Consider the following 21,787-nt stretch of genomic DNA (forward strand, 5'->3'; position numbering starts at 1 on the left):
TCTGGCTTTCAGAACAAATCATCAGATTAATTAGATCATTTGCTCTGCAGCCAGTATAACATCTTTAATCGTCCCGTTCAATGAGACGTTTGTAATGTAGTTTCAATTACAATTCACATTTGTTCATTCAATATTAAATATTTCAGGGAGTTCCGCCAGCGTATGCGCTAAAAAAGTTCCATGCCAGGTCAAAAGTCGGCCATCCACCAACCGAATCCGATGGCTTTTACCAGCTGGTGTGTCCACAAACAGTTTCAAGAATAATGAAATATGCCCGGAAGAATATGCGAACGGCTCCGAAGGCAGCAAAATGATCTCCGGTTGACCTTCAACAATCTCATCCAACGTTACTCGTGGATAGCGCACATCGCGAAGACCAGGATCTTCCGCTTTTTTCAGACCCAGATCTGCTTCCAGCGGATACAGGCGCTGGCGTGTCTCAAAGATATTCTCACCCCCAAACTGGCGAATCACATCGCCCGGATAGGTATCACCGTTAAAGACCATCCACCATGGCTGCGCAAGTTCATCAATTGACTGCCAGATCGGACAGAAGACGCGCCGCTTAGGTTCAGAAACCCGGCTGGCCCGAAACCACTCCCAGCTTCTCTCTAGCATGTCCACCCGCGCTGCCGCCGGTTGGCTCTTTAATAACCGCGCGATTTCCCACAAATCGCTAAGCGCCTGCTCGATGGTCTTGGGAAATTGCAGCACAACAGGGATGCCCAATTCCTGCAGCTCTTCGATATCCTTTTGTGAATTTTCCTCCGGGTTGCCAAAGACAAAATCCGGGTGCAGGCTAAAAACCTGCTCAATATTCAACTTTTTCGGTGAACCAATCTTTATCACCTGTTGATTTAGGGCAGATGATGAAAGGCAAAACTCGGTAACACCGACTAGAGTGTTACCGAGTCCTAAATCCACAATGCTTTGCGTAACCGATGGAACCAGAGAAATCACTCTCATCTTTCACAAAGCCCTTTCGAACCGCATTACTCGTTCAAATTGCTTACGCCTTCATCGCCTTCGTCATCAGTCTCAGCATCCTCCGGGCTGCTTACCGGGTTTTCGATCGGGCGGCCCCGCTCATCCAGGCGTTGAATTTCGTCCTTGTTAAAAGTCTTGCGGCCTTGTTCAGGAATATCGACTACAACCATTTCCCGTAGGGTCATAACCTCTACGACCTTCCCCTCACCTGCTGGTGTACTGACACGCTTATTTCGCTTAGGCAGAGTCTTACGCAGTTTGGAATACAACTCATATTCATAATTCAAACAGCAGCGCAGCCGTCCGCACATGCCAGTGATTTCCGAAGGGGTCAACGAAATTCCTTGCTCTTTAGCCATCTTAATCGAGATCGAATTGAAATCGGTTAAGAATGCCGAGCAACAGCGCTTTTCCAGCCCGCAGGCGCCAATTCCCTCTAATATTTTTGCCACATCACGCGGACCGATCTGGCGCAGTTCGACCTGAGAGGCTGGGTAATATTTTTGCACAGCCTTGCGTAAATTCTTGACATCAATCTTTTCTTCGGTGTCGTTGCTAAAGAGTATCGAAAGTCGACTGCCATCAAAACTAAACTCAGCGACCACAATCTTCACCCCAGACAGCCGCAGCTCTTTGGTTTTCTGACGAGCCAGCTCAACAACCTGCTCTTCTTTGCGCGCCCAATCCTGTCGCAAGACCAGATCGCGCGGTGTGGCTTTGCGGTCAATGGCTTTCCAAGGGCCTTCGCCGACGTCTTGATCGTCCTTCACCCATTGAATAACTTCGCCGAGCTGCCACCCGCGCGCGGTTTCCACCACCACGCGATCGCCAATTTTCAATTCAGGCAAATTGGTAGCGTCAAAATGGTAGATTTTCCCTACCTTCGAAAACCGCAGCCCGACTAGTTTTGGACTTCCCGCTTGAGACATCAGGTTTACTCGCCTAAATGGATGGAAACGCCGTGCGATTGAATCGCTGCCACGCTTAAAGCAGCCGCGATCTTCTCCGCAAGGCCCCGCAGCGCGCGAGCCGGCGCCGAATCTGGATTGGAGACCACAACCGGCACACCGTTGTCACCGCTAATTCGCACCGAGGGATCCATAGGAATGCCACCCATAAAATCAACATTAGCCGCTTCGGCCAGTTTTTCACCGCCGCCGCTGCCAAACACGTCCATCCGCTGCCCGTCCGGTAATTCTAAATAACTCATATTCTCAATCACACCGAGAAGGGGCACATTCAATTTGCGGAACATTTCTAATCCGCGCCGGGCGTCTTCCAAAGAAACCGCCTGCGGCAGAGTTACAATCACACCGCCGCTCAACGGCACATGCTGAGCCAGGCTCAACTGCACATCGCCGGTTCCTGGCGGCAGGTCCACCACCAGATAGTCCAGCTCGCCCCAATCCACATCTTGCAGGAACTGCTGAATAGCCGAATGCAGCAGCGGGCCGCGCCAGATCAGAGGCTGATCCGGTTTAACCATGAAGCCAATCGAAATCATCTTCACGCCATACGCCTCAGCCGGCATCATTTTCTTGCCGGGTTGGGGCGGCAAACCATCCACGCCCATCATGGTGGGAACATTGGGACCGTAAATATCCGCGTCCAGCAAACCTACTTTCGCTCCGCTTTGTGCCAGCGAGACGGCTACATTCACCGCCACGGTACTTTTTCCAACGCCGCCTTTTCCAGACGCGATGGCAACAATATTCTTGACCGCCAATGCCATTTGATCACGATTCTGGCCATCCGATCTCACGCGCGCACCCATTTTGATTTGGATTTCTTTCACTCCGTCCACCATCGACACGGCCTGGCGTGCTTCCGACTCGATTTGGTTGCGCAATGGGCAGGCTGGCGTGGTCAATTCAATGGTGAAAGAGATCTTACCATCATTAGCCACTAAATCTTTAATCATTCCGAGGGTAACAAGATCTCGATGCAGCTCCGGTTCTTGAACGGTTCGCAATGCGTCTAAAACGCGGTCTTGTAGTGAAGTAGACATTCTTTTTTCCTTTCAACTCCGTTTCCGGTGTTTACTTTTCGTCCTCTGCTCATTGAGGTACTGTCGATATTCCTCACGATGAGCTTCATACTCTTTGATCAACTCTTCGTCATCCCCCTTAAAGCGCCGGATCGTCCTTTGCGCGCATTGTGTGCAGCCACGCATTGCCCGGAAAGAATCCGAATTACAGGTAACGCAGCCGCCCAGCCTGGCCATCATCAGCACAAAACCGCATTGAGAAACTCGGTCCGCATCAGGAGTGATCAATTGATCCACCAGATGGTTCCATTTATCTCCACGCAGATCGGCCAGATCCGGAATCACTCGCAAGGGAAAGATTAAATCCGTGTCTGGGTTGTTCATTCAGGTTCTTTCCTTATCCGTTATAGTAGCTGCCTGTCTGGTATATTCTATCACCCTTATACCTTTAGTCAAGCGCACCCGCCCATTCGTATTTAACGTATCCGGTTTGTCTGTATAATGGATTTGTAGTAAAGGCATGCGAACAGGGAGAAGAGCTATGTCAAAACTAGATTTTGTGATTAAACGCACCGGGGCGCGAGTTCCGTTTAATCCCGATCGAATTACTAACGCCATTTATCGCGCCGCGGTCGCCGTTGGAGGGCGAGACCGCTCTACAGCCGAGAACCTGACTCGCCAGGTGGTACAAATGCTGGAGCAAACAACGCCAGCCGGTAAAGACCCCACCGTGGAAGAAATTCAGGATATGGTGGAAAAAATCCTCATCGAAAACGGGCATGCTAGAGTCGCGAAAGCCTACATTCTATACCGCGAAGAGCGCGCCCGCCGCCGACGTGAAACCGCTAAGCTGGCTTCACAGCCTTCAGAAAATATTCCCTGGTCAAAAATTTGGAAGGTGCTCGATTGGGCAGTCAACCACAATCTGCACACCATCTCTACTATGAACCAGCGAATTGGCCGTGGTGAGTTTCCCCAAATCGTAGTGGAATCTGAATCCGCCTACCAGGCCGACCTGGAAAACGCTGTCGAACTGATTTTTGAAAAATCCAGTCAACTGCGTCTGGTGATCATCACCGGCCCATCTTCTTCTGGAAAAACCACCACCACCACCAAGATTGCACAGCGCATGTCACACGCTGGTTTTAAGCTTGCCACCCTCAATGTAGACAATTATTTCTACGACCTAGCCATGCATCCCAAAGATGAGTTTGGCGATTACGATTTTGAAACCCCGCAGGCTCTTGATTTGGAGTTAATAAACCAGCACCTATTGAGTTTGATTAACGGAAAGAAGGTTTTGCTGCCTTCGTATGACTTCAAGACCGGCACTCGCCGCCTGGAAGCCACCCCTATGCAGCTAAAAAATAATGAAATCATCCTTATCGACAGCCTTCACGGTCTGTATCGCGAAATGACAGCCGGCATACCCCTGGAAAACCAGTTCCGCCTCTACCTTGAACCTCTGCTTCAAATGAAAGATTACAACAACCAGTACATCCGCTGGACCGATCTGCGCCTGATTCGCCGCATGCTACGGGACGCCACGCACCGCGCCTACGATCCGCGTCAGACTTTAGAGCACTGGCATTATGTGCGGTCCAGTGAGTTGCGGAATATTATTCCTTACATCAACACCACCGACTATATTATCAATACCGCCATGCCCTACGAAATCGCGCTCTACCGGCCCAAGTTGCTGGCCCATTTCACTCAGTGGGAGCATGATTATCATGGTAACCCCTTGCGCCAGGATGCTTACGAACGCGCCGAGCGCGTGCGCGGCTTACTCTCAAGCGTTATCGGGGTTACAGACGACTCATCCGTCCCTGGCGATTCCGTCCTGCGTGAATTTATTGGCGGAAGTATCTACGAACAATAGAGGTAAGCATGGATAACTTTTCTTTCTACAACCCCACCCGCATCGTTTTTGGCAAAGGCTCTATCGCCAACCTGCCTACACAATTAGCAACCGATCAATCCATCCTCATGCTCTACGGTGGCGGTTCGATCAAAAAGAACTTCATCTACAATGATGTCAAAGCAGCGCTCGCCGGTTATCGTGTGATTGAATTTGGCGGGGTGCCCTCCAACCCGGAATATGAAGTCTGCATGCAGGCTGCCGACGTGGTTTTACGCGAAAAAATCGGCTTCATTTTGGCCGTAGGCGGCGGATCGGTGATTGACGCTGCCAAATTCATCGCAGCCGTGGCGCGCAATCCGCAGGTCGAGGCCTGGGATATTGTCAGCAAAAAAGCGCCTCTTCGTGGCGCGCTGCCAATAGGTGTGGTGTTGACCCTGGCGGCTACCGGTTCAGAAATGAACAATATCAGCGTCATATCCCGCAAAAGCACACAGGAAAAATACGCCTTTTCCTCTGATGCCCTATACCCCCAATTTTCAATCCTCGATCCCCAGACCACCTACACCCTGCCGGTCGAGCAGATCCGCAACGGGCTGGTGGACGCATTTATCCATGCTGGCGAGCAGTACATGACCTTCCCCAACCGCAACCCCCTGGTGGACCGGCAGGCAGAAGCCATTTTCAGCACGCTGATCGAGATTGCCCAAGACGCGCTGCGCACCCCCGCGGATTACGACGCGCGCGCCGCCTATATGTGGTGCGCCACCCAGGCCCTCAACGGACATCTGCGCTGCGGCGCGCCGCAAGATTGGGCTACCCACCGCATCGGCCACGAGCTAACCGCCCTCTACGGCCTTGCACATGCTGAATCTTTGGCGCCCATCTGGATTTCACTGCTGCGATATAAACTGGAAGATAAAATGGAGAAATTAGCGCAGTACGGCCGCCGCTTGTGGAATTTGAAGATGCCTGACCCGCGCGCGCTGGCCGGTCAGGCCATCGACCGAACGGAGGCTTTCTTCAACAGCATCGGCATGCCCACTCATTTGCGTGAATTTGGCGTCGATGCTGAAGCCGCTGCCCGCGAAATTGAGCACCGCTTTACTGAGCGCAACGTGGTTTGGGGTGAAAACCAGGATATCACGCCGGAAGTGTCGGCTGAAATTGTCCGTCAAGCGGTTTAATATGGGAAATGAGTTATAAAAAATCAGCGGAGTCTTGATTACCTCCGCTGATTTTCCATTTTTTATTCCACCGTCACCGATTTGGCCAGGTTCCGCGGCTGGTCCACGTCCAGCCCGCGCAGCGTGGCAATATGATAGGCAAAAATCTGCAGCGGGATAACCGTAACAATCGGGGTCAGATACCAGGGCGCGTCTGGCACCCAGAAAACATAGTCGGCAATCTCGGCCGCGCGGGTGTCGCCATCGGTGGCGATCACAGCCACCTTCCCGCCGCGTGCCTTGGCCTGCTCAATCTGGCTGATCATCTTATCGTACCAGGGGTCTTTAGGCGCAATAGCCAGCACCAGCATTTCTTTATCGACCAGGGCGATTGGGCCGTGCTTCATTTCCCCTGCCGGGTAACCTTCCGCGTGGATATACGAAATTTCCTTGAGTTTTAGCGCGCCTTCATAGGCAATTGGCATGTTGATTCCCCGCCCCAGGTACATCGAATTCTGCACGTCCTTTAATGCCTTGCTCACTTCAAACACGGCATCTTCCCGGTTCAGGCATTCGCCCACCAGACTGGGCACCAGGCGAAGATCGTTGACCAGTTTGCGGCGCTCTGCGTCGCTCAGGTATCCACGCATATCGCCAAGCACAATCGCCAGCATGTACAGGTCCACCAGCGGCGCAGTAAACGCTTTTGTGGAAGCCACGCCAATCTCCGGTCCCGTCTGCATCGAGATATAGCCATCTGCCAGGCGCATGGCCTGTGAGCCAATCGCGTTGACAATCGACCACAGGATCGCGCCGCGCATACGGCCCAATTCCATGGCGGCCAGCGTGTCCGCCGTCTCACCCGACTGGCTGATCGCCAGCACTACCGTGTTTTCATCCACAATCGGATCGCGGTAGCGGAATTCTGAAGCAATTTCCACTTCAACCGGGACGCGCGCAATGCGTTCCAGATAGGTTTTTCCTACCATGCCGGCATGGGCGGCCGTGCCGCAAGCGGTGATGATGATCTTATTGATCTGTTTTGCTTTTTCTGTCGTCAGGTTCAGTTGTGGAATGCGAATCTTGCCTTCTTCAAAATCCACCCTTCCGGCCAGGGTATCCGTGAGAGCGCGGACCTGTTCGTGAATTTCCTTCTGCATAAAATGGCGGTATTCGCCCTTTTCTGCCGATACTGGATCCCAGCCCACCGTGTGCTCTTGCACAGCGACCTTCGCGCCTTCCAACGTGGTCACTTCATACCCATTCTGGGTGACCACTGCCATCTGCCGCGACTCGAGGAATACAACCCGGCGGGTATGCTCAAGAATGGCGGGGATATCGGAAGCGATGAACATCTCATTTTCACCTTTGCCAATCACCACCCCGCCGGCGTTGCCAATCCGCGCGCAGACAATTTTATCCGGCTCGTGAGTAGACATCACTACAATGCCATGCGCCCCTTGCAAATGCACCAGCGCCTTGCGCGCAGCCTGTTCCAGGCTGGATCCCGCGCCCATATAGCGCTCGATCAAATGCACGATCGTCTCTGTGTCCGTATCCGAGTTAAACAGCACGCCTTCGGCTGCCAACTCCTCGCGCAGCTCCATGAAGTTTTCCACAATGCCGTTATGCACCACCACTACTTTACCGGTTTGCCCCAGGTGCGGGTGCGCGTTGCGCTCGCTCGGCTCGCCGTGCGTCGCCCAGCGTGTATGGCCGATACCAATTTTGCCCTTCAGCGGGCGTTCGGCCACGCGGTTAACCAGGTTAGCCAGCTTGCCCGCGTCGCGGCGCACTTCGATATGTGAGTTTTCAATCACAGCCAATCCCGCGGAGTCATAACCGCGGTACTCTAACCGTTTTAATCCATTGATGATAATGGGTGTGGCGTCTTTATCGCCGATGTACCCAACAATTCCACACATAGTTCCTCCATTGATAGATAAAAAACACACAGCCTGTTCGCGCCATACACAGGCACGCGCAGCCTGAGCCGCTAGGCGAGTAAAAATTCTCGGCTGGCAATTTAATCTTTTTGAAATGGTAGGAAAGTTCACACTCGTTGGTTGAATGTGGAGGGCTTCCGCTGATCTCTCGATTTTCCCGGCGATAGCCGGTTAACCCCGCCCTGCGGCAGGGAACCCTCATCCTCGTCATCCTGGCGCTTCACCCCTGTGAGCCAGGACCATGCGCTTTTCTTTCCTTCTGCTCCAAAAAACTTCGTTGTCTTTCACCTCCACTTACCGACGCTTATGCCGATAATAGATATAATCATCAAGTAAGTATATCTGATTTTCAAAATATTACCAGAAATTTTTATGGAATCAACCCCGAGTTCTGAAAATCCACGTCGCTTTTCACTATCAGACATCCTTTTTGCCCCCATTGGATGCCTGATCCAGTCCTCTCCACTCTTTGTTTTTCTGGTGATCCTGGTAGCCGGCACTATTGGCTCTATTGTTTTCTATTCCACCAACACCGATTTCTGGGGCCTGACCGCGCCGGATTTTGAACACTTCACCGTTTCCGATAACTTTCAAACCATTCAAGGCACTGAAGAACAAACCTGGAAAATCAGCTATGAGTTTGCGGGCGCGACTCAATTTTCAGGCCTGGTGCGGCATGTTTCGCCCATTCGCATGGGGAAGTTTCCCATGCTCACCCACGATATTCTGGTAACCAGCGGTGATTTTGCAGATTCTTCCCTGGTCAGAACCAACGTCAGCAATCACCACTTCACATGGTTTTGTGACAGCGGCACGCAGCCCCGCGGAACCATCAACCTCCTGCATACCGTCCCCGCCAGCGAAGAGATTTATGAGCAGCTTCTACAAATCCGCAGCGGAGACCAGGTCGCTATCAGTGGGCGCGAGATCTTGCGCATTGATTCCCTCAAACCCGACGGATCGTCAGACGGTTGGTGGCAAGACTCAGGCTGCAACACGCTATTGGTCAACACTGTCGAAATTTTGGCAGAAAAGTAACCTTAATAGAAAAATCCCGTGATGAGAATTCTCATCACGGGATTGATCATTCAACTACTGGCGGCCTATCCACCGTGCGCTTTGATTAACGCCACTACATCAGGGAAGTCAATTCCCAGCCTACGCACGGTTTCCAGGGTGGGTACGCCATCATGGTCCCATCCGCGCCGTTTATAAACCGCGTCCACCAATTGTTCGTACTGATCCATACGGTATCGGCGCAAGGTGAGAATTTTCTCTTCGAGTGTCATTTTGTCCGGGTCTACCCCCACCTTTTCCCGCAGATCGCGGTCATAGCGCTCCACTCGCGATAAATACTCCTTCTCCGTCACCGGCCCAACCGCCCGGTATGGCGGGTAATCATGCGCCCGTGTGCCGGTTCCCATGCGCAGGTTAAAAATCCGCTGAAAGTTATACACCCTCTCCGATTGCTCCAGCAGTTCTTTCTGCGTGATCGGCGTGCCCGTTACCCCTTCATAGAGGGCTAGGTAATTACGAATATGCGACGGCACTTTCGCCGGTTCTTTTTCCAGGTAATTATCTTCTGGAATGATATCATTCCAGGGCAGCTTGCATAAACCGTGCAGACTGAACCAGGTGCGGAAAACGGGGAAGAAATGCAAGGCCTCCGCTTTATCCTCAAAGGTCGGAATCTGGTTTTTAACCATATCCATAAAGATCAGCCAGGCTTCGTCATGCTGGGGGCCTTTGTTTGCAAGCGCAAAGCCGCCTTGTTGCGCCAGGGATTCTTTCGGCATATACTCTGATATTTCAAGCCCCTTAATTTCCATCCCGATATCCTGCAAGAACTGCGGATCGGCATGAAGCTGCTCAGCGAAAATTTTCTTCATCTCGCGGATTCCGCGCCCAATAACCAAACCGAATCCCGATCCACGCGCAATCTGGTGCAGAATTTCCAGCACCGCATCAGAATTACCCCAGGTCAGATCCAATCCGCCGGTAACTTGCTGGTCCAAAATGCCAACCTCGTAGCACTCCATTGCGAAGGCAATTGAAGATCCCATCGAGATCGTATCCAGGCCGTAGGTGTCGCAGTAGAAGTTGAATTCCAGCAGCGCTTCAGGGTCAAAAACGCCAATATTGGAGCCCATTCCGCCAATTGTCTCATACTCCGGGCCATCCACCAGCACTTTTTGCCCTTTATACGGGCCGCTCTTCAATACAAAATCATTTACTTTATGTGCGCAAGCCATACTGCAGCCATACCAGCACGAATCCTGGCTGGTATGATCAAACACGTCACGCCAGTATTCGGCGCTAATCATCTTCGCGCGTGGGTCACTGCCGTAGCGAAAATTTTCTGTTGGTAGCAGATCGGTATGGTTGATGATTTCAACCAGGTTGGTTGTGCCCAGCGTGCGCATATTATTCTGCTTATTATCCAGCCCCAATATTTCCTGATTGATCCGCCGCCCCGCGTCGCGGATCAGTTCCGGTTTTGCCGGGCCATTGCTGCTCGCGCTTAGGTGACTGTACTTCACCACAATAGCTTTGATCTTCTTATCGCGAAAGACATGCCCCACCCCGCCGCGCGCGGCTTGCTTATAACGGATCTCTCCGCGTTTGTTGTCATAAAAGCTTAAATTGAGACCACCCAGTAGAGAATTCTCCGCTCCCTGACCGGCCGAAACAACCGAAATATTGCGCATGTTTTCTTCGGAACCGGCGTACTGTCCGGTGAGCATTTCGCTCAGAAGGTGCGTGTCTGAGGGCAAATCTCCAGCGGACTCAATTTGCACAGTCCCCGTATCGCCGTCAATGAAAAGGATCACATCCTCATTGGCTTTACCCTGGATCTCCATCGCGTCCCAGCCAGAGAATTTAAGATATGGTCCAAAATAGCCGCCACCATTGCTGTCGTACACATTATGTGTGAGCGGTGAAAGGGTTACCACAGTGGTTTTCCCTGAGCCAGGATATTGGATGATGCCGCCAATCGGCCCGCTAGCCAAAATCAATTCGTTTTCCGGGTCATTCCACTGCGTCTTTTCAGACACCGCGTTCCACAACAGCCATAAGCAGAACCCGCGCCCGCCAGTAAAAATATCCTTCATTTGTTGGGTAACAGGCCGCTCCTTAATTTCAGAACTTGATAAATTGATATACAAGGTGCGGTTTGCATATCCTTGATGTACTGCTCTCGTTTCATAGGAATACTGTTGAATAATTTCTCGCTGCTCGCTCATTTCCTGGCGGATATAAGCCATGTTATTCCTCCGGTTAAGAATCTGTCGGTTAAAATCACCTGTAGTCATTATATAATAGGTGCATCCGAATTCGAAGATAGGTTTATCACGGATTACAACGATGCTTATCATTTAGCTTCCATAGACCTATAATTGGACATACCCATGATATTTACTGAACAGCTAGACCTCTATCTTAAAGCCCGTTTCACACTCATTATTTTGGTCAGTTCTGAAGAAGAGCGTGCCATTCAGGCAATTCGCGCCCTGTGCGACAAAACCGGCCGTGGCTGCCAATCTTGGGATACCGCCGACGGCTTTCAATGGATAGCCAAAACCTCTGGCAGCGTTCCAGTTGCCAAAGACCCTCTGGCCGCCCTCGAAAAAATTGAGGCCGCAGACGAGAATCACTGCTCGCTTTTTATTCTCAAAGATTTCCACGAGGTGTGGTCGAACCCGATCATTAAACGCAAGCTGCGTTCACTGAGCCAAAAACTCAAATACACCCGAAAATCGATCCTCATCACCACTCCTGCTGGCATCATCCCTGAAGAACTTAAAAACGAAAGTGTGCTGGTAGAATTCCCCTTGCCCAACAGTCAGGAGATGGAGCAAGTACTGCTGGATCTTACCCAGCCGGCAGGTATTAAAATTAACCTCACCGATTTGGGACGCGAAAAACTGGTTCAGGCGGCCCTCGGATTAACCGCCGCGCAGGCGCAGCGTGTTTTCGCCCGCGCTATTGTCCGGTCTGGCTCGCTGGATGACCGCGATATTGAGCTTGTTACCGAAGAGAAAAAACAAATCATCCGCGAGAGCGAGGCGCTGGAGTTTTACGCCGTCAGCGAAACACCCGATGACGTGGGCGGTCTGGGCGTGCTGAAAGACTGGCTGCGTCTGCGCGAGCGCGCCTTCACCGCCGAAGCCCGCAAATATGGTTTGCCCTCACCAAAGGGGATAGCCTTGATCGGAATCCCAGGAACGGGTAAAAGCCTTACCGCAAAAATGATTGGCGGGCTGTGGCGCCTGCCGCTTCTGCGCCTGGATGTCGGATCTCTCTTCGGCAGCCTTGTAGGTGAGTCCGAAGAGCGTGCTCGCCGCGCCCTTCAACTCGCCGAAACCGTCGCTCCCTGTATTTTATGGATCGATGAAATCGAAAAAGCCCTGGCGCATGGCGGTCTGGATAGCGGCACCAGCACACGCGTCTTTGGCACCATTCTCACCTGGATGCAAGAAAAAACCTCTCCAGTTTTTGTGGTAGCCACCGCCAACGACATTTCTTCCATCCCCCCCGAACTGTTGCGTAAAGGCCGTTTTGATGAAATATTCTTCCTCGATCTGCCAACCCTGGAGGAGCGCAAAGAGATCATCTCTGTCCACCTGCGCAAGCGCAGCCGCCAGCCGCAAGACTACAATTTGGAAGAACTAGCCCAAAAATGCGCGGGGTATGTCGGCGCAGAAATTGAGCAGGCCATCATCGACGCAATGTACCTGGGCTTTAACGACCAGCAACGCGAGTTTACCAGCGCCGATATCCTCACTTCCTTCCACAAACAGGTTCCGCTTTCCATTTCCCAACGAGAGAAGGTGGAAGCGTTGCGCAACTGGCTGCGTGAAGGCCGGGCCCAATCCGCATCTTTCCGCGAAGCGCAAGAAGCCGCCGACCAATTTGTGCGCATTCAACTGGACCTTTCTTAACCTTCTCATGGCCGCCACTTGAAAAAGCGCGGACGAGTGCCGCGCTTTTTGAACGTTTCAATCAGCTTCATATCGCCCCCTTCCTGGTGTAAAATAATCATTCGCGCTCTGCGATGAGGAATCAAGAATGACCGGCCGCCTAGCCATCGACTTTGGCACATCCAACACAATTCTGGCGCTCTGGGACGAAAGTGCCCGGCAGGCGTCTTCTTACCATTTGGAAAGCTTTGGCAAGCGTGTCTTTTCCGGCGAACAATCCGTCTCCATCATTCCGTCCGTGATTCACTATGGCCAGAATTCGCAAAAATGGATTGGTCAGCAGGTAATGGAACTCGGCCTGTATTCATCGCCCCACACGTTACGCTGGATGAAACGCTACATCAGCACGCGCAGCCCATTGAAAATTATACGAGCCGGGCAGGAAATCACCCCCTCCACGGCCGGTCAAGACTTCGTTGGAACGCTGCTGGGGTTTGCTGTCCAGGAACTGGGCATTCACGATGAAGAAATTGCTTTCACCGTACCGGTCGAAGCCTACGAGCATTATGAAGACTGGCTATCACGCATTTCATTTCAAATTGGTGCTCCACGCTTTCGCCTGATTGACGAACCCTCCGCCGCTGCTCTTGGCTATGGAATTCACATTCAGCCCGGACGTGTGCTTCTAATCTTTGATTTTGGCGGCGGAACCATGGATGTTTCTGTGGTCATGATCGAAGACGACCAGACCCGCCTGGTTGGCCGCCGCTGCCGGGTATTGGGAAAATCCGGCCTCGCAGTGGGCGGGGCGACGCTGGATCAATGGATTTACCAGGAATCGCTCAAGCGTTGGGGGCTAGGCGCCAATTCAGCAGCTGCCGCGGCCATCAGCAACGCACTGCTCGTGGCCTGCGAGCAGGCCAAAGAGACACTGACTCAAACAACCCAGGCTGCCATCTCCATTCAGAATCCCGACTCCGACGCAGACCTGGAATGGCAACTCTCGCGTGATGATTTTGAAGCAATACTGGAAGACCATGAACTATTTACCTCCATTCACCAGACCATCCGCCACGCGCTCAATGCCGCTTACGAGCGTGGATTTACCGAAGATCACATTTCAGAAGTCCTGCTCATCGGCGGGAGCTCACAAATACCAGCGGTGATTCGCACCCTCAAACGTATGTTCGGCAAAGATAAAGTCAAAACACACCGCCCGCTGGACGCAGTTGCCACCGGCGCGGCCGCCTTTGTCGCGGGGGTCGGCTTTTATGATCACATCCAACACGATTATGCCATTCGTTATATCAACCCAGATACCGGCGAACACGAGTACCGCGACATAGTCAAAAAAGGTACCCCTTACCCAACCTCCAGTCCTATTGCCCGGCTGACCATAAAAGCCGCTTACGATGGTCAGCAAAATATGGGACTTGCCATTTTTGAAAGAGGTCTTTCTTCACTCCTCCAATCAGAGTCGCTAGAGCTGGTATTTGATCCCAACGGCGCGGCCAGAATGGTACCGGTAACTCCGCAAGAAGTTGAGGACCGCACGCTTTTCTGGATGAACGAGAACCGTCCTACTTTTCTCCAACCCACGCCACCGGTTGCGCGGGGACAGGCTTATTTTGATGTACAATTCTTTGTTGATGAGCACAAGCAATTAACCCTTACCGCTCGCGACCTGGTAACCGGTCAGCTAGTGCTGAGCCAAATACCGGTGATCCACCTTACCTGAATTCTCAAAGGCTACCATGTCTCATTTTTCACGTTTGAAAACCAATATGGTTGATAAAGAGTTCCTGCTTTGCGCTTTGCAAGACCTGAACTTACCCTATATCGAAGGCCAGGACCTGCTCCTGGACGGCTTTCAAGGGGCGCAGCGTAAAGTGGATGTTTTGGTGAAATTCGATGTGGGATATCCCATCGGCTTACGCTTTCGATCTGGCAAGTATGAAATCATCGCCGATTGGTTTGGAGTGATGAAAACGACAAAAAAAGAATTCACCCAGCAGCTTCAGCAGCGCTACGCGTACCATGCCGCGATTGCCCGGCTCACCGAGCAAGGCTTTACGCTGGTGGAAGAAAAAACAGAAGACAACCAAAACATTCGTCTGGTGCTGCGCCGCATGGCATAACAGGATACAATCATGGACCTGCAAGAAATTGAAATTACCATATCCAAAAATGGTGAAGTCGAACTCCACGTACGTGGCGTGAAAGGCGAAGCCTGCCTGGACCTAACCCGTGACCTGGAAGCTGCTTTAGGGAATAAAGTGATTTCTCGCGAGCTCACGCCCGAAGCAATTGAATCCAGCTCATCGGCAGCTGCCATCCGTCCGCAAGAGAAAAACCGGGCGCGTAAATGACCCCAACAAACAGACTACGCATCCACCACATTCAGGCCTTCAGCCAGGTGAATGGGCCGGGAACGCGTACCGTGATCTGGACGCAGGGGTGCACGATCAACTGCCCGGGGTGTTTTAACCCCGAGACGCATTCGCTCACAGCCGGTAAATGGATTTCAACCCATACAATTGCGCGCAAAATCCTTGACCGCCAAAACAAAATCGAAGGCATCACCATCAGCGGCGGCGAGCCGCTTCTGCAACTGGCAGAGCTTGCCCACTTGCTGCGGCAAATCAAGTGTCAAGCCAGCCACCTTTCCATCATAGTATTCTCGGGTTACGCCTGGCCGCACATCCAATCGCTGCCAGGAGTAGAGCCGCTGCTGGAGCAAGTAGACGTGCTGATCGCCGGGCCGTTTGTGCAATCGCTTCGCGCCGCCCAACACCTGGCTGGCTCGTCCAACAAGACTTTCCATTTTCTAACCAACCGCTACCGCGCATCCAACTTTTTCTCCATCCCCCCTGCTGAGGTGATCATCGACGCCAACGGCAACTTACAATTTAGTGGAATTGACCCCCTCCAATGGAAATAACACCCGCTCCCCAGTATGACAATACAGAAGCGTTGCGGCAGTGCCTGCTTGGATCCGCTCCCGCCGATCATTTAGAGCCAGCAGAACAGGTGGAGTTAATCTATCTCGGAATTGTCGCAAAACTCCAGGGACGCAGTGATGACACCGCTGCGGAAATCCTCACCCAGGCGGTTCTTGCCAATCCGCTACAACTCATTCGCAGTGAGGCACTCGCGGCATTGGGAACAATGGCAGCCGGGGGCCAGTTATCGGCCGCACGGGCGTTGTATGACCTGTACCTTCAACACGACCTTTCAGCAGCCGGCGACCTGATCCACATCCGCGATATCCAGATTGACACACCAGAGTGGAAAGCGGCCTTTCTTCTGATGCAAGCAGATAAAGACCAATTTCTGGCATTTGATCCGCATTACGCCCTTCTCAACGCGTACTTTGATCAGGCCGGTGCTCCCCAAAAAGCGCGCTTGATTCTCGCGGCCGAAAAACACAGCCTGACCGCATGGGCTTTGCTTTCACGCGCCCACGAACTGCGTATTCCAGAAGATTTTTCTCTCCTGGTGAAATATTTCCCCGGTTTTTCAGCGCAGGAAGAAAAGCTATTTTTTGATCGTGCGCAAACCTGGCTTTGCGAATCAGAGCCGCAACCGTATGTGGAACTCTTAACTGATCTGTGGTTTGAATACGAGCAAGCGCAGGCAGCCAACCTGATCCTTCGCTCCGGCCACAGGCCGCTGGACAATGACCGGAAAGCGCTCTTCCTCTTTCTCGCAGATGCCTGGACAGAATACGAAGAAACCGATTATGAGCACCGCCTGTTGGTTTCGGCATACCAGAAAGCCAGCCCCAGCCTGCGAAAACGCATCTTGCAGCAATCGCGCCAGAGCGGACACGCGGATTGGATTCAACAAGTGTCGCAGCAAAACGCTCGCAAGTCATTGTGGTCGTCCGAACTGACCGACTCCGACTGGCAAGTGGTTGTTCAAGCACTCACCAATCAAAAACGCTGGGCGGAGCTGTGGAAGTTGTCCACTCGCGGATCAGCAGTTTGGAGCAAAAAAATCCTAGAAGTTCTTAAATATGCTCAATGGCATCCAGAGGCTGAATCGGAAAATCAAGAATACCAGCGCCTGCTTACGTTGTGCGAACAATGCTCCGACAACACCAGACGTTCTCCACTCCAACACGCATCCAAACGATTCACAGACCGCGCCACCTGTCTGGCGATGCATACCGGCACGCAGACCATTGCTCTCGGTGGTGGCGCGGGAGAGATTTTTCTACACACCATTGATTCATCAGATCCAGAGCCTGCACCAATCTCTCTCGGAAAAGTGCCGGGGACGCGTGCTCTACATTTTGATCCATCCGGCGCGTACCTGGCAGCCGCGGGCGGCGATCATCAGATCCGCATCATTGAGCTAAAACCGCGCCGCATCATCAAAACATTGGAGGGGCATACCAACCTGATCAAAGCTCTTGCCATCGACACAACCGGCCGAATGATGTATAGCTGCGGCTTTGACGGCAGCCTATATTCCTGGCAGTTTCCTTCCGCGCCCGCGCCAGCACGGCTGTGGCAGTCCGCACAGGAATTGCACACGTTAGCCATCAGCGGGGCTGGCCGTTTCTTGCTGACGGCTGGAGCAGATCACAATATTCGTATCTTCCAACTGCCTCAAGCCAACCTTGTCCGTGAGATTTCGGCGCATGAGGGAAGCGTCCACGCCTTAGCCGCGTCCCTGGGCGGTGAAATCGCGGTATCAGCCAGCACATCCGAGCCTGTTCTCAAAGTTTGGAATTACCTCAGCGGAAAGCTGCTCAACCAGATACAGATTCCCCTCTCCCTTTTGCCAGTCACCCATCTTCAGCTCATCGAAGAAGACCAGCATCTGGTGGTTGCCAGCGCCAGCGGAAAAATTGCCATCTACCACCTATCCAATGGAGAAGAAGTATTACCAGCCTGGCAGGCGCACACTCAGCGTGTGGCCGGTCTGCTTTTCAATCCGTTTAGAGCAGAATTAATCAGCCTGGGCGCTGAGGGCAATCTGATCCGCTGGGAGCTAAAAACCACTTTGCTGACGAGAACTCCGCTGGCCGGGCTGACGCTTTCAGCTTTACCAGAGCTGGATCAATTTCTAAAGCATAGTGGGGTAGCCAGCCAGGAAAAGTGTTGGCTCGAATTGATCAAGGCGGGGATTTTGTATAATCACCGGCACGATATTGTCATCTCAGAAAGCCCCGCCATTTCGATCGGCGAATTTGACATCCAAATTGAATAATCAAACTTTGGAGAGCCGGAATGAACAGTGTGCGTTTTCACTGCCTTGCAGACCGGTATTTGAATTTGCCAGACAATTGATAGTCCGATTGCTTGACATTCCGCACATCACTCCTTAAAATCAAAGACGTAAAGAATATTTTATGGTGATGGGGAAGAGACCGTCGATCACGGCACCGAAGGGGCAAACTCTGAGTCTGGCAACTCAGGGCGAATCTCTCAGGTAAAAGGACCCTGTTATCAAACCCCTCTGGAAAGTCGAAAGACACCGAAGGTGCAAACCCCACGATCGGGGTGAATCTCTCAGGTCAGCGACAGAGGCACACGCCGGTGTTCTGCGTGCGCCGTTCTTTTTTTAATCTAACCAGTTCAATTTAACATCACACAGAAGGAGAATAATATGAAAATACCAGGTGAATTGAAATACACAAAAGGTGACGAATGGGTGAAAGTGGAAGGCAATATTGCCACTATCGGCATTACCGATTACGCGCAGGACCATCTTTCTGATGTAGTTTTTGTTGAGATCTCCGTTTCAGTGGATGATATGGTCAAAGCCGGGACCACAGTGGCGACCCTCGAATCCGTCAAAGCTGCCGCGGACGTTAACGCACCTGTTTCCGGAAAAGTAGTCGAAGTCAATGAAGGGCTTGCTGATGCCCCAGATACAGTCAACAGCGATCCTTATGCCGGTGCCTGGATGCTCAAAGTAGAAATGAGTGCTCCAGCTGAGCTGGATGCCCTGATGGATGCTGCCGCTTACGAAAAGTATTGCGAGGAGCGCGAAAGCTAATGTTTACTCCACACACCGAGAAGGAACGAGCAGAAATGCTCAAAACAATCGGGGTGGACAAGATCGAAGACCTTTTCACGGATGTTCCTGAAAAGGTTCGCTTCCCAAAATTGGACTTACCAGAAGCGCTTTCAGAAATGGAAGCGCTCCAACAAGTCCGAGAACTGGCCAGTGCAAACGAATCAGCCCAAGACCTGGCTTGTTTTTTGGGCGCCGGCGCTTATCATCATTACACACCAGCCGCTGTAGACAACTTGCTGCGAAGGGGTGAATTCTATACCGCTTACACGCCTTACCAGCCCGAGGTTTCGCAGGGTACGCTTCAGGCTATTTTTGAGTTTCAAAGCCTGATCGCCGGCCTGACGGGCATGGAAGTAACCAATGCCAGCCACTATGATGGCGCAACCGCCGTGGCAGAAGCAGGCATCATGGCCTTCCATCATTTCCGCGGAAAACGCACAAAATTCATTGCCTCTCCTGCTCTCAACCCACAATATCGAGATGTGTTATGCACCTATGTATGTGGAATGGGAGGTGCGCAAGTCATTACACCGAATCTTGAATCGCCGTTGTCAGATCCGGCAGATCTTCTCTCCCTGGTTGATGACCAGACTGCTCTGGTGGTCGTCCAATATCCCGATTTCTTCGGCCGTATTTTTGATTATTCTGCAATTGCAGAAAAAGTCCACGAAGCTGGGGCGTTATTGGCGGTCGCGGTTAATCCGCTTTCTCTCGGTCTGCTTAAGCCCCCGGGCGAATTCGGCGCGGACATTGTGATTGGAGAAGGCCAATCATTGGGGCTGCCGCTTTCCTATGGCGGTCCGTATCTGGGGCTTTTCTCCACCCGAAAGGAGCTGGTTCGCAAAGTAGCTGGCCGCCTGGTTGGCGAAACTGAAGACAAAAACGGAAATCGTGGATACGTGCTCACCCTCACCGCGCGCGAGCAGCATATTCGCCGCGAAAAAGCCACCTCTAACATTTGCACCAACCAGGGGCTTATGGCGCTAGCCGCGGCCATTTACCTGAGTTTGTTGGGCAAAAACGGCTTGCGAAAAGTGGCTGAATTGTGCTACCACAAAGCCCACTATGCCGCCAAAAAAATCAACCAGATCAAAGGCTTCAAAGTGCTGGTAGATTCTCCCTTCTTCAATGAATTCATAGTCGAAACCCCCATCCCGGTGGATGAACTCAACCTGTACCTGCTCGACCAGGGAATCCTGGGCGGGTATGATCTGAAGAAAGCCTACCCCAACATGAAAAACGCTATGCTGGTCGCAGTAACCGAGATGAATTCGCGCGGCGAAATCGACCTGCTCTGCGATGTTCTCCGGGAGGTCAGCCATGCGTGAGCCAACCATTTACGAAATGTCATCCCCTGGCCGGCAGGGAGTGCGCTACCCCGATCCGGATGTTCCCACCACGCCCTTGCCTGAAGGACTGGTGCGAGAGACGCTGCCCCTGCCAGAACTTTCAGAACTGGACGTAGTCCGCCATTACACCAATATCTCGAAAAAGAATTACTCCATCGACTCCGGCTTCTATCCTTTAGGGTCATGCACCATGAAATACAACCCGAAAGTGAATGAAGAAGCCGCCCGCCTGCCTGGGTTTGCATTCACGCATCCGCTCCAACCCACCGAAACCATTCAAGGCAACCTGGCATTGATGTTTGAGCTGCAGCAGTGGCTGGCCGAAATCAGTGGATTTGACGCAATCAGCCTGCAGCCAGCCGCCGGCGCGCAAGGAGAATTCTCTGGCGTTATGACCATTCGCGCCTACCATCTCCACCGCGGCGACTCGCAGCGCAAGAAAATGCTCATCCCCGATTCAGCGCACGGTACCAACCCCGCGACGGCTTCCATGTGCGGGTTTGAAACAGTGGCCATTCCCACCGATGAAAAAGGCAATGTTGACCTGGCCGCCCTGAAAGCAGCCTGTGATGACACCCTGGCGGGAATTATGCTGACGAACCCCAACACGCTGGGGCTGTTTGAACAGGGTATTATCGAAGCGATTGAAATTGTGCATCAGGCTGGTGGGTTGGTTTACGGAGACGGCGCGAATCTAAACGCTTTGCTGGGTATCGCGCGCCCGGGTGACCTGGGAATTGACGTGATGCATTTCAACCTGCATAAAACATTCTCTACCCCGCACGGAGGTGGCGGACCTGGATCTGGTCCCATCGGCGTTAAGCAGCACCTTGCGCCCTTTATCCCCGGTCCCGTGGTGACGGTGGTTGAAGAAGGAAGTCAAGATGTTCCACCCTTGTTCGGCTTCACCATGCCAGAGCACTCCATTGGCCGCGTGAAATCCTTCTTTGGAAACTTCGCGATGATGGTGCGCGCCTATGTCTATATCAGCATGCACGGCCCAGATGGTCTCCGCACAATTTCTGAAAACGCGGTATTGAACGCGAACTATGTGCGCGCATTGGTTAATGGGGTCTATCATGTGCCTTACGACCGCATCTGTATGCACGAATTTGTTGCAGAAGGTCATTGGAATGAAGCCCCCGAAGTCAGCGCTTTGGATATTGCCAAACGTCTGATCGATTACAACTTCCACCCACCCACAAACTACTTCCCGCTCATCGTTCACGAAGCATTGATGATAGAGCCAACTGAGACGGAATCCAAACAAACGCTGGACCGCTTCGCGGACGCGCTGCTCAAGATTGCCGAGGAAGCGAAAAACGAACCCGCGCTGTTGAAAGACGCGCCGCATAACACCCCGGTGGGCCGCCTTAACGAAGTCAAAGCTGCCAAAGACCTGATTCTGTGTTCCTGCGATCTTCCTTACGGCTAAAAGACTCTGATTCCAACCTCAAGCCCGGCCCAACCAAGGCCGGGCTTATCGTTTTATTTTGATTTGACATCTATTCCTTTTTTGGATATATATTGAGTACT

18 protein-coding genes and 1 riboswitch are annotated in these 21,787 nt (G+C 52.3%); of the genes, 12 read left to right on the forward strand and 6 right to left on the reverse strand.

The genetic code is table 11. The features are described 5' to 3' along the window. Positions 1-123: 123 nt before the first annotated feature. From ADN00_RS00810 to ADN00_RS00825, 4 genes are read right to left on the reverse strand one after another with little or no spacing between them, the layout of a single operon-like run. Complete coding sequence (locus tag ADN00_RS00810; RefSeq protein WP_075061046.1) at positions 124-960, reverse strand: ABC transporter substrate-binding protein; 837 nt, start codon at positions 958-960, stop codon at positions 124-126. A 32-nt stretch (positions 961-992) separates the two neighbouring features. After that, entirely contained in the window at positions 993-1,916 is a 924-nt protein-coding gene (locus tag ADN00_RS00815; RefSeq protein ID WP_075061047.1) for a PSP1 domain-containing protein, read from the reverse strand. A gap of 5 nt (positions 1,917-1,921) precedes the next feature. Next, the gene (locus ADN00_RS00820) at positions 1,922-2,995 is read right to left on the reverse strand and encodes an Mrp/NBP35 family ATP-binding protein (protein ID WP_075061048.1); all 1,074 of its coding nucleotides are present in this window, start codon (positions 2,993-2,995) and stop codon (positions 1,922-1,924) included. Positions 2,996-3,007: 12 nt separating this feature from the next. Continuing rightward, entirely contained in the window at positions 3,008-3,358 is a 351-nt protein-coding gene (locus ADN00_RS00825; RefSeq protein ID WP_075061049.1) for a hypothetical protein, read from the reverse strand. A gap of 157 nt (positions 3,359-3,515) precedes the next feature. On the opposite strand from ADN00_RS00825, the gene ADN00_RS00830 reads away from it, so the two are divergent. Then, positions 3,516-4,856, forward strand: coding sequence for a uridine kinase family protein (locus tag ADN00_RS00830; protein ID WP_075061050.1), 1,341 nt, complete (start codon positions 3,516-3,518; stop codon positions 4,854-4,856). 8 nt (positions 4,857-4,864) lie between these two features. Next, entirely contained in the window at positions 4,865-6,022 is a 1,158-nt protein-coding gene (locus tag ADN00_RS00835) for an iron-containing alcohol dehydrogenase (RefSeq protein ID WP_075061051.1), read from the forward strand. A gap of 62 nt (positions 6,023-6,084) precedes the next feature. Here ADN00_RS00835 and glmS read toward each other — a convergent pair whose 3' ends face one another. Then, on the reverse strand, positions 6,085-7,926 hold the full coding sequence (gene glmS, locus ADN00_RS00840) for a glutamine--fructose-6-phosphate transaminase (isomerizing) (RefSeq protein ID WP_075061052.1): 1,842 nt from the start codon (positions 7,924-7,926) through the stop codon (positions 6,085-6,087). 393 nt (positions 7,927-8,319) lie between these two features. Here glmS and ADN00_RS00845 point away from each other — a divergent pair, with 393 nt between their 5' ends. Then, positions 8,320-8,985 (forward strand): hypothetical protein, encoded by a 666-nt coding sequence (locus ADN00_RS00845; protein ID WP_075061053.1) that lies wholly within the window; start codon positions 8,320-8,322, stop codon positions 8,983-8,985. 65 nt (positions 8,986-9,050) lie between these two features. Here ADN00_RS00845 and ADN00_RS00850 read toward each other — a convergent pair whose 3' ends face one another. Then, positions 9,051-11,213 (reverse strand): aldehyde ferredoxin oxidoreductase family protein, encoded by a 2,163-nt coding sequence (locus ADN00_RS00850; RefSeq protein ID WP_236691456.1) that lies wholly within the window; start codon positions 11,211-11,213, stop codon positions 9,051-9,053. Between the two features lie 144 nt (positions 11,214-11,357). On the opposite strand from ADN00_RS00850, the gene ADN00_RS00855 reads away from it, so the two are divergent. The 9 genes from ADN00_RS00855 (at position 11,358) to gcvPB (ending at position 21,686) form a co-directional block, all read left to right on the forward strand. Continuing rightward, positions 11,358-12,890 carry an AAA family ATPase gene (locus ADN00_RS00855; protein WP_075061054.1) on the forward strand — a complete coding sequence of 511 codons (1,533 nt, stop codon included), beginning with the start codon at positions 11,358-11,360 and terminating at the stop codon, positions 12,888-12,890. 127 nt (positions 12,891-13,017) lie between these two features. Beyond that, positions 13,018-14,607, forward strand: coding sequence for an Hsp70 family protein (locus tag ADN00_RS00860; protein ID WP_075061055.1), 1,590 nt, complete (start codon positions 13,018-13,020; stop codon positions 14,605-14,607). A 46-nt stretch (positions 14,608-14,653) separates the two neighbouring features. After that, complete coding sequence (locus tag ADN00_RS00865) at positions 14,654-15,007, forward strand: DUF1257 domain-containing protein (RefSeq protein WP_160317446.1); 354 nt, start codon at positions 14,654-14,656, stop codon at positions 15,005-15,007. A gap of 12 nt (positions 15,008-15,019) precedes the next feature. Continuing rightward, positions 15,020-15,238: a DUF2997 domain-containing protein gene (locus ADN00_RS00870; RefSeq protein WP_075061057.1), complete on the forward strand. Its 219-nt coding sequence runs from the start codon at positions 15,020-15,022 to the stop codon at positions 15,236-15,238. After that, positions 15,235-15,810 (forward strand): 4Fe-4S single cluster domain-containing protein, encoded by a 576-nt coding sequence (locus tag ADN00_RS00875; protein WP_075061058.1) that lies wholly within the window; start codon positions 15,235-15,237, stop codon positions 15,808-15,810. Before ADN00_RS00870 ends, ADN00_RS00875 begins: the two co-directional genes overlap by 4 nt. Next, entirely contained in the window at positions 15,801-18,089 is a 2,289-nt protein-coding gene (locus ADN00_RS00880; protein WP_075061059.1) for a WD40 repeat domain-containing protein, read from the forward strand. Before ADN00_RS00875 ends, ADN00_RS00880 begins: the two co-directional genes overlap by 10 nt. 141 nt (positions 18,090-18,230) lie before the next feature. Next, positions 18,231-18,333: riboswitch (glycine riboswitch) on the forward strand. A gap of 155 nt (positions 18,334-18,488) precedes the next feature. Beyond that, entirely contained in the window at positions 18,489-18,881 is a 393-nt protein-coding gene (gene gcvH, locus ADN00_RS00885; RefSeq protein WP_075061060.1) for a glycine cleavage system protein GcvH, read from the forward strand. Further along, positions 18,881-20,230: an aminomethyl-transferring glycine dehydrogenase subunit GcvPA gene (gene gcvPA / locus ADN00_RS00890; RefSeq protein ID WP_075061061.1), complete on the forward strand. Its 1,350-nt coding sequence runs from the start codon at positions 18,881-18,883 to the stop codon at positions 20,228-20,230. The genes gcvH and gcvPA overlap by 1 nt, the downstream gene beginning before the upstream one ends. Continuing rightward, positions 20,223-21,686, forward strand: a complete 1,464-nt coding sequence (gcvPB, locus tag ADN00_RS00895) for an aminomethyl-transferring glycine dehydrogenase subunit GcvPB (RefSeq protein WP_075061062.1) — start codon at positions 20,223-20,225, stop codon at positions 21,684-21,686. Before gcvPA ends, gcvPB begins: the two co-directional genes overlap by 8 nt. Positions 21,687-21,787 lie beyond the last annotated feature (101 nt).

Origin of the sequence: Ornatilinea apprima (assembly GCF_001306115.1) — a bacterium.
GTDB lineage: Bacteria > Chloroflexota > Anaerolineae > Anaerolineales > Anaerolineaceae > Ornatilinea > Ornatilinea apprima.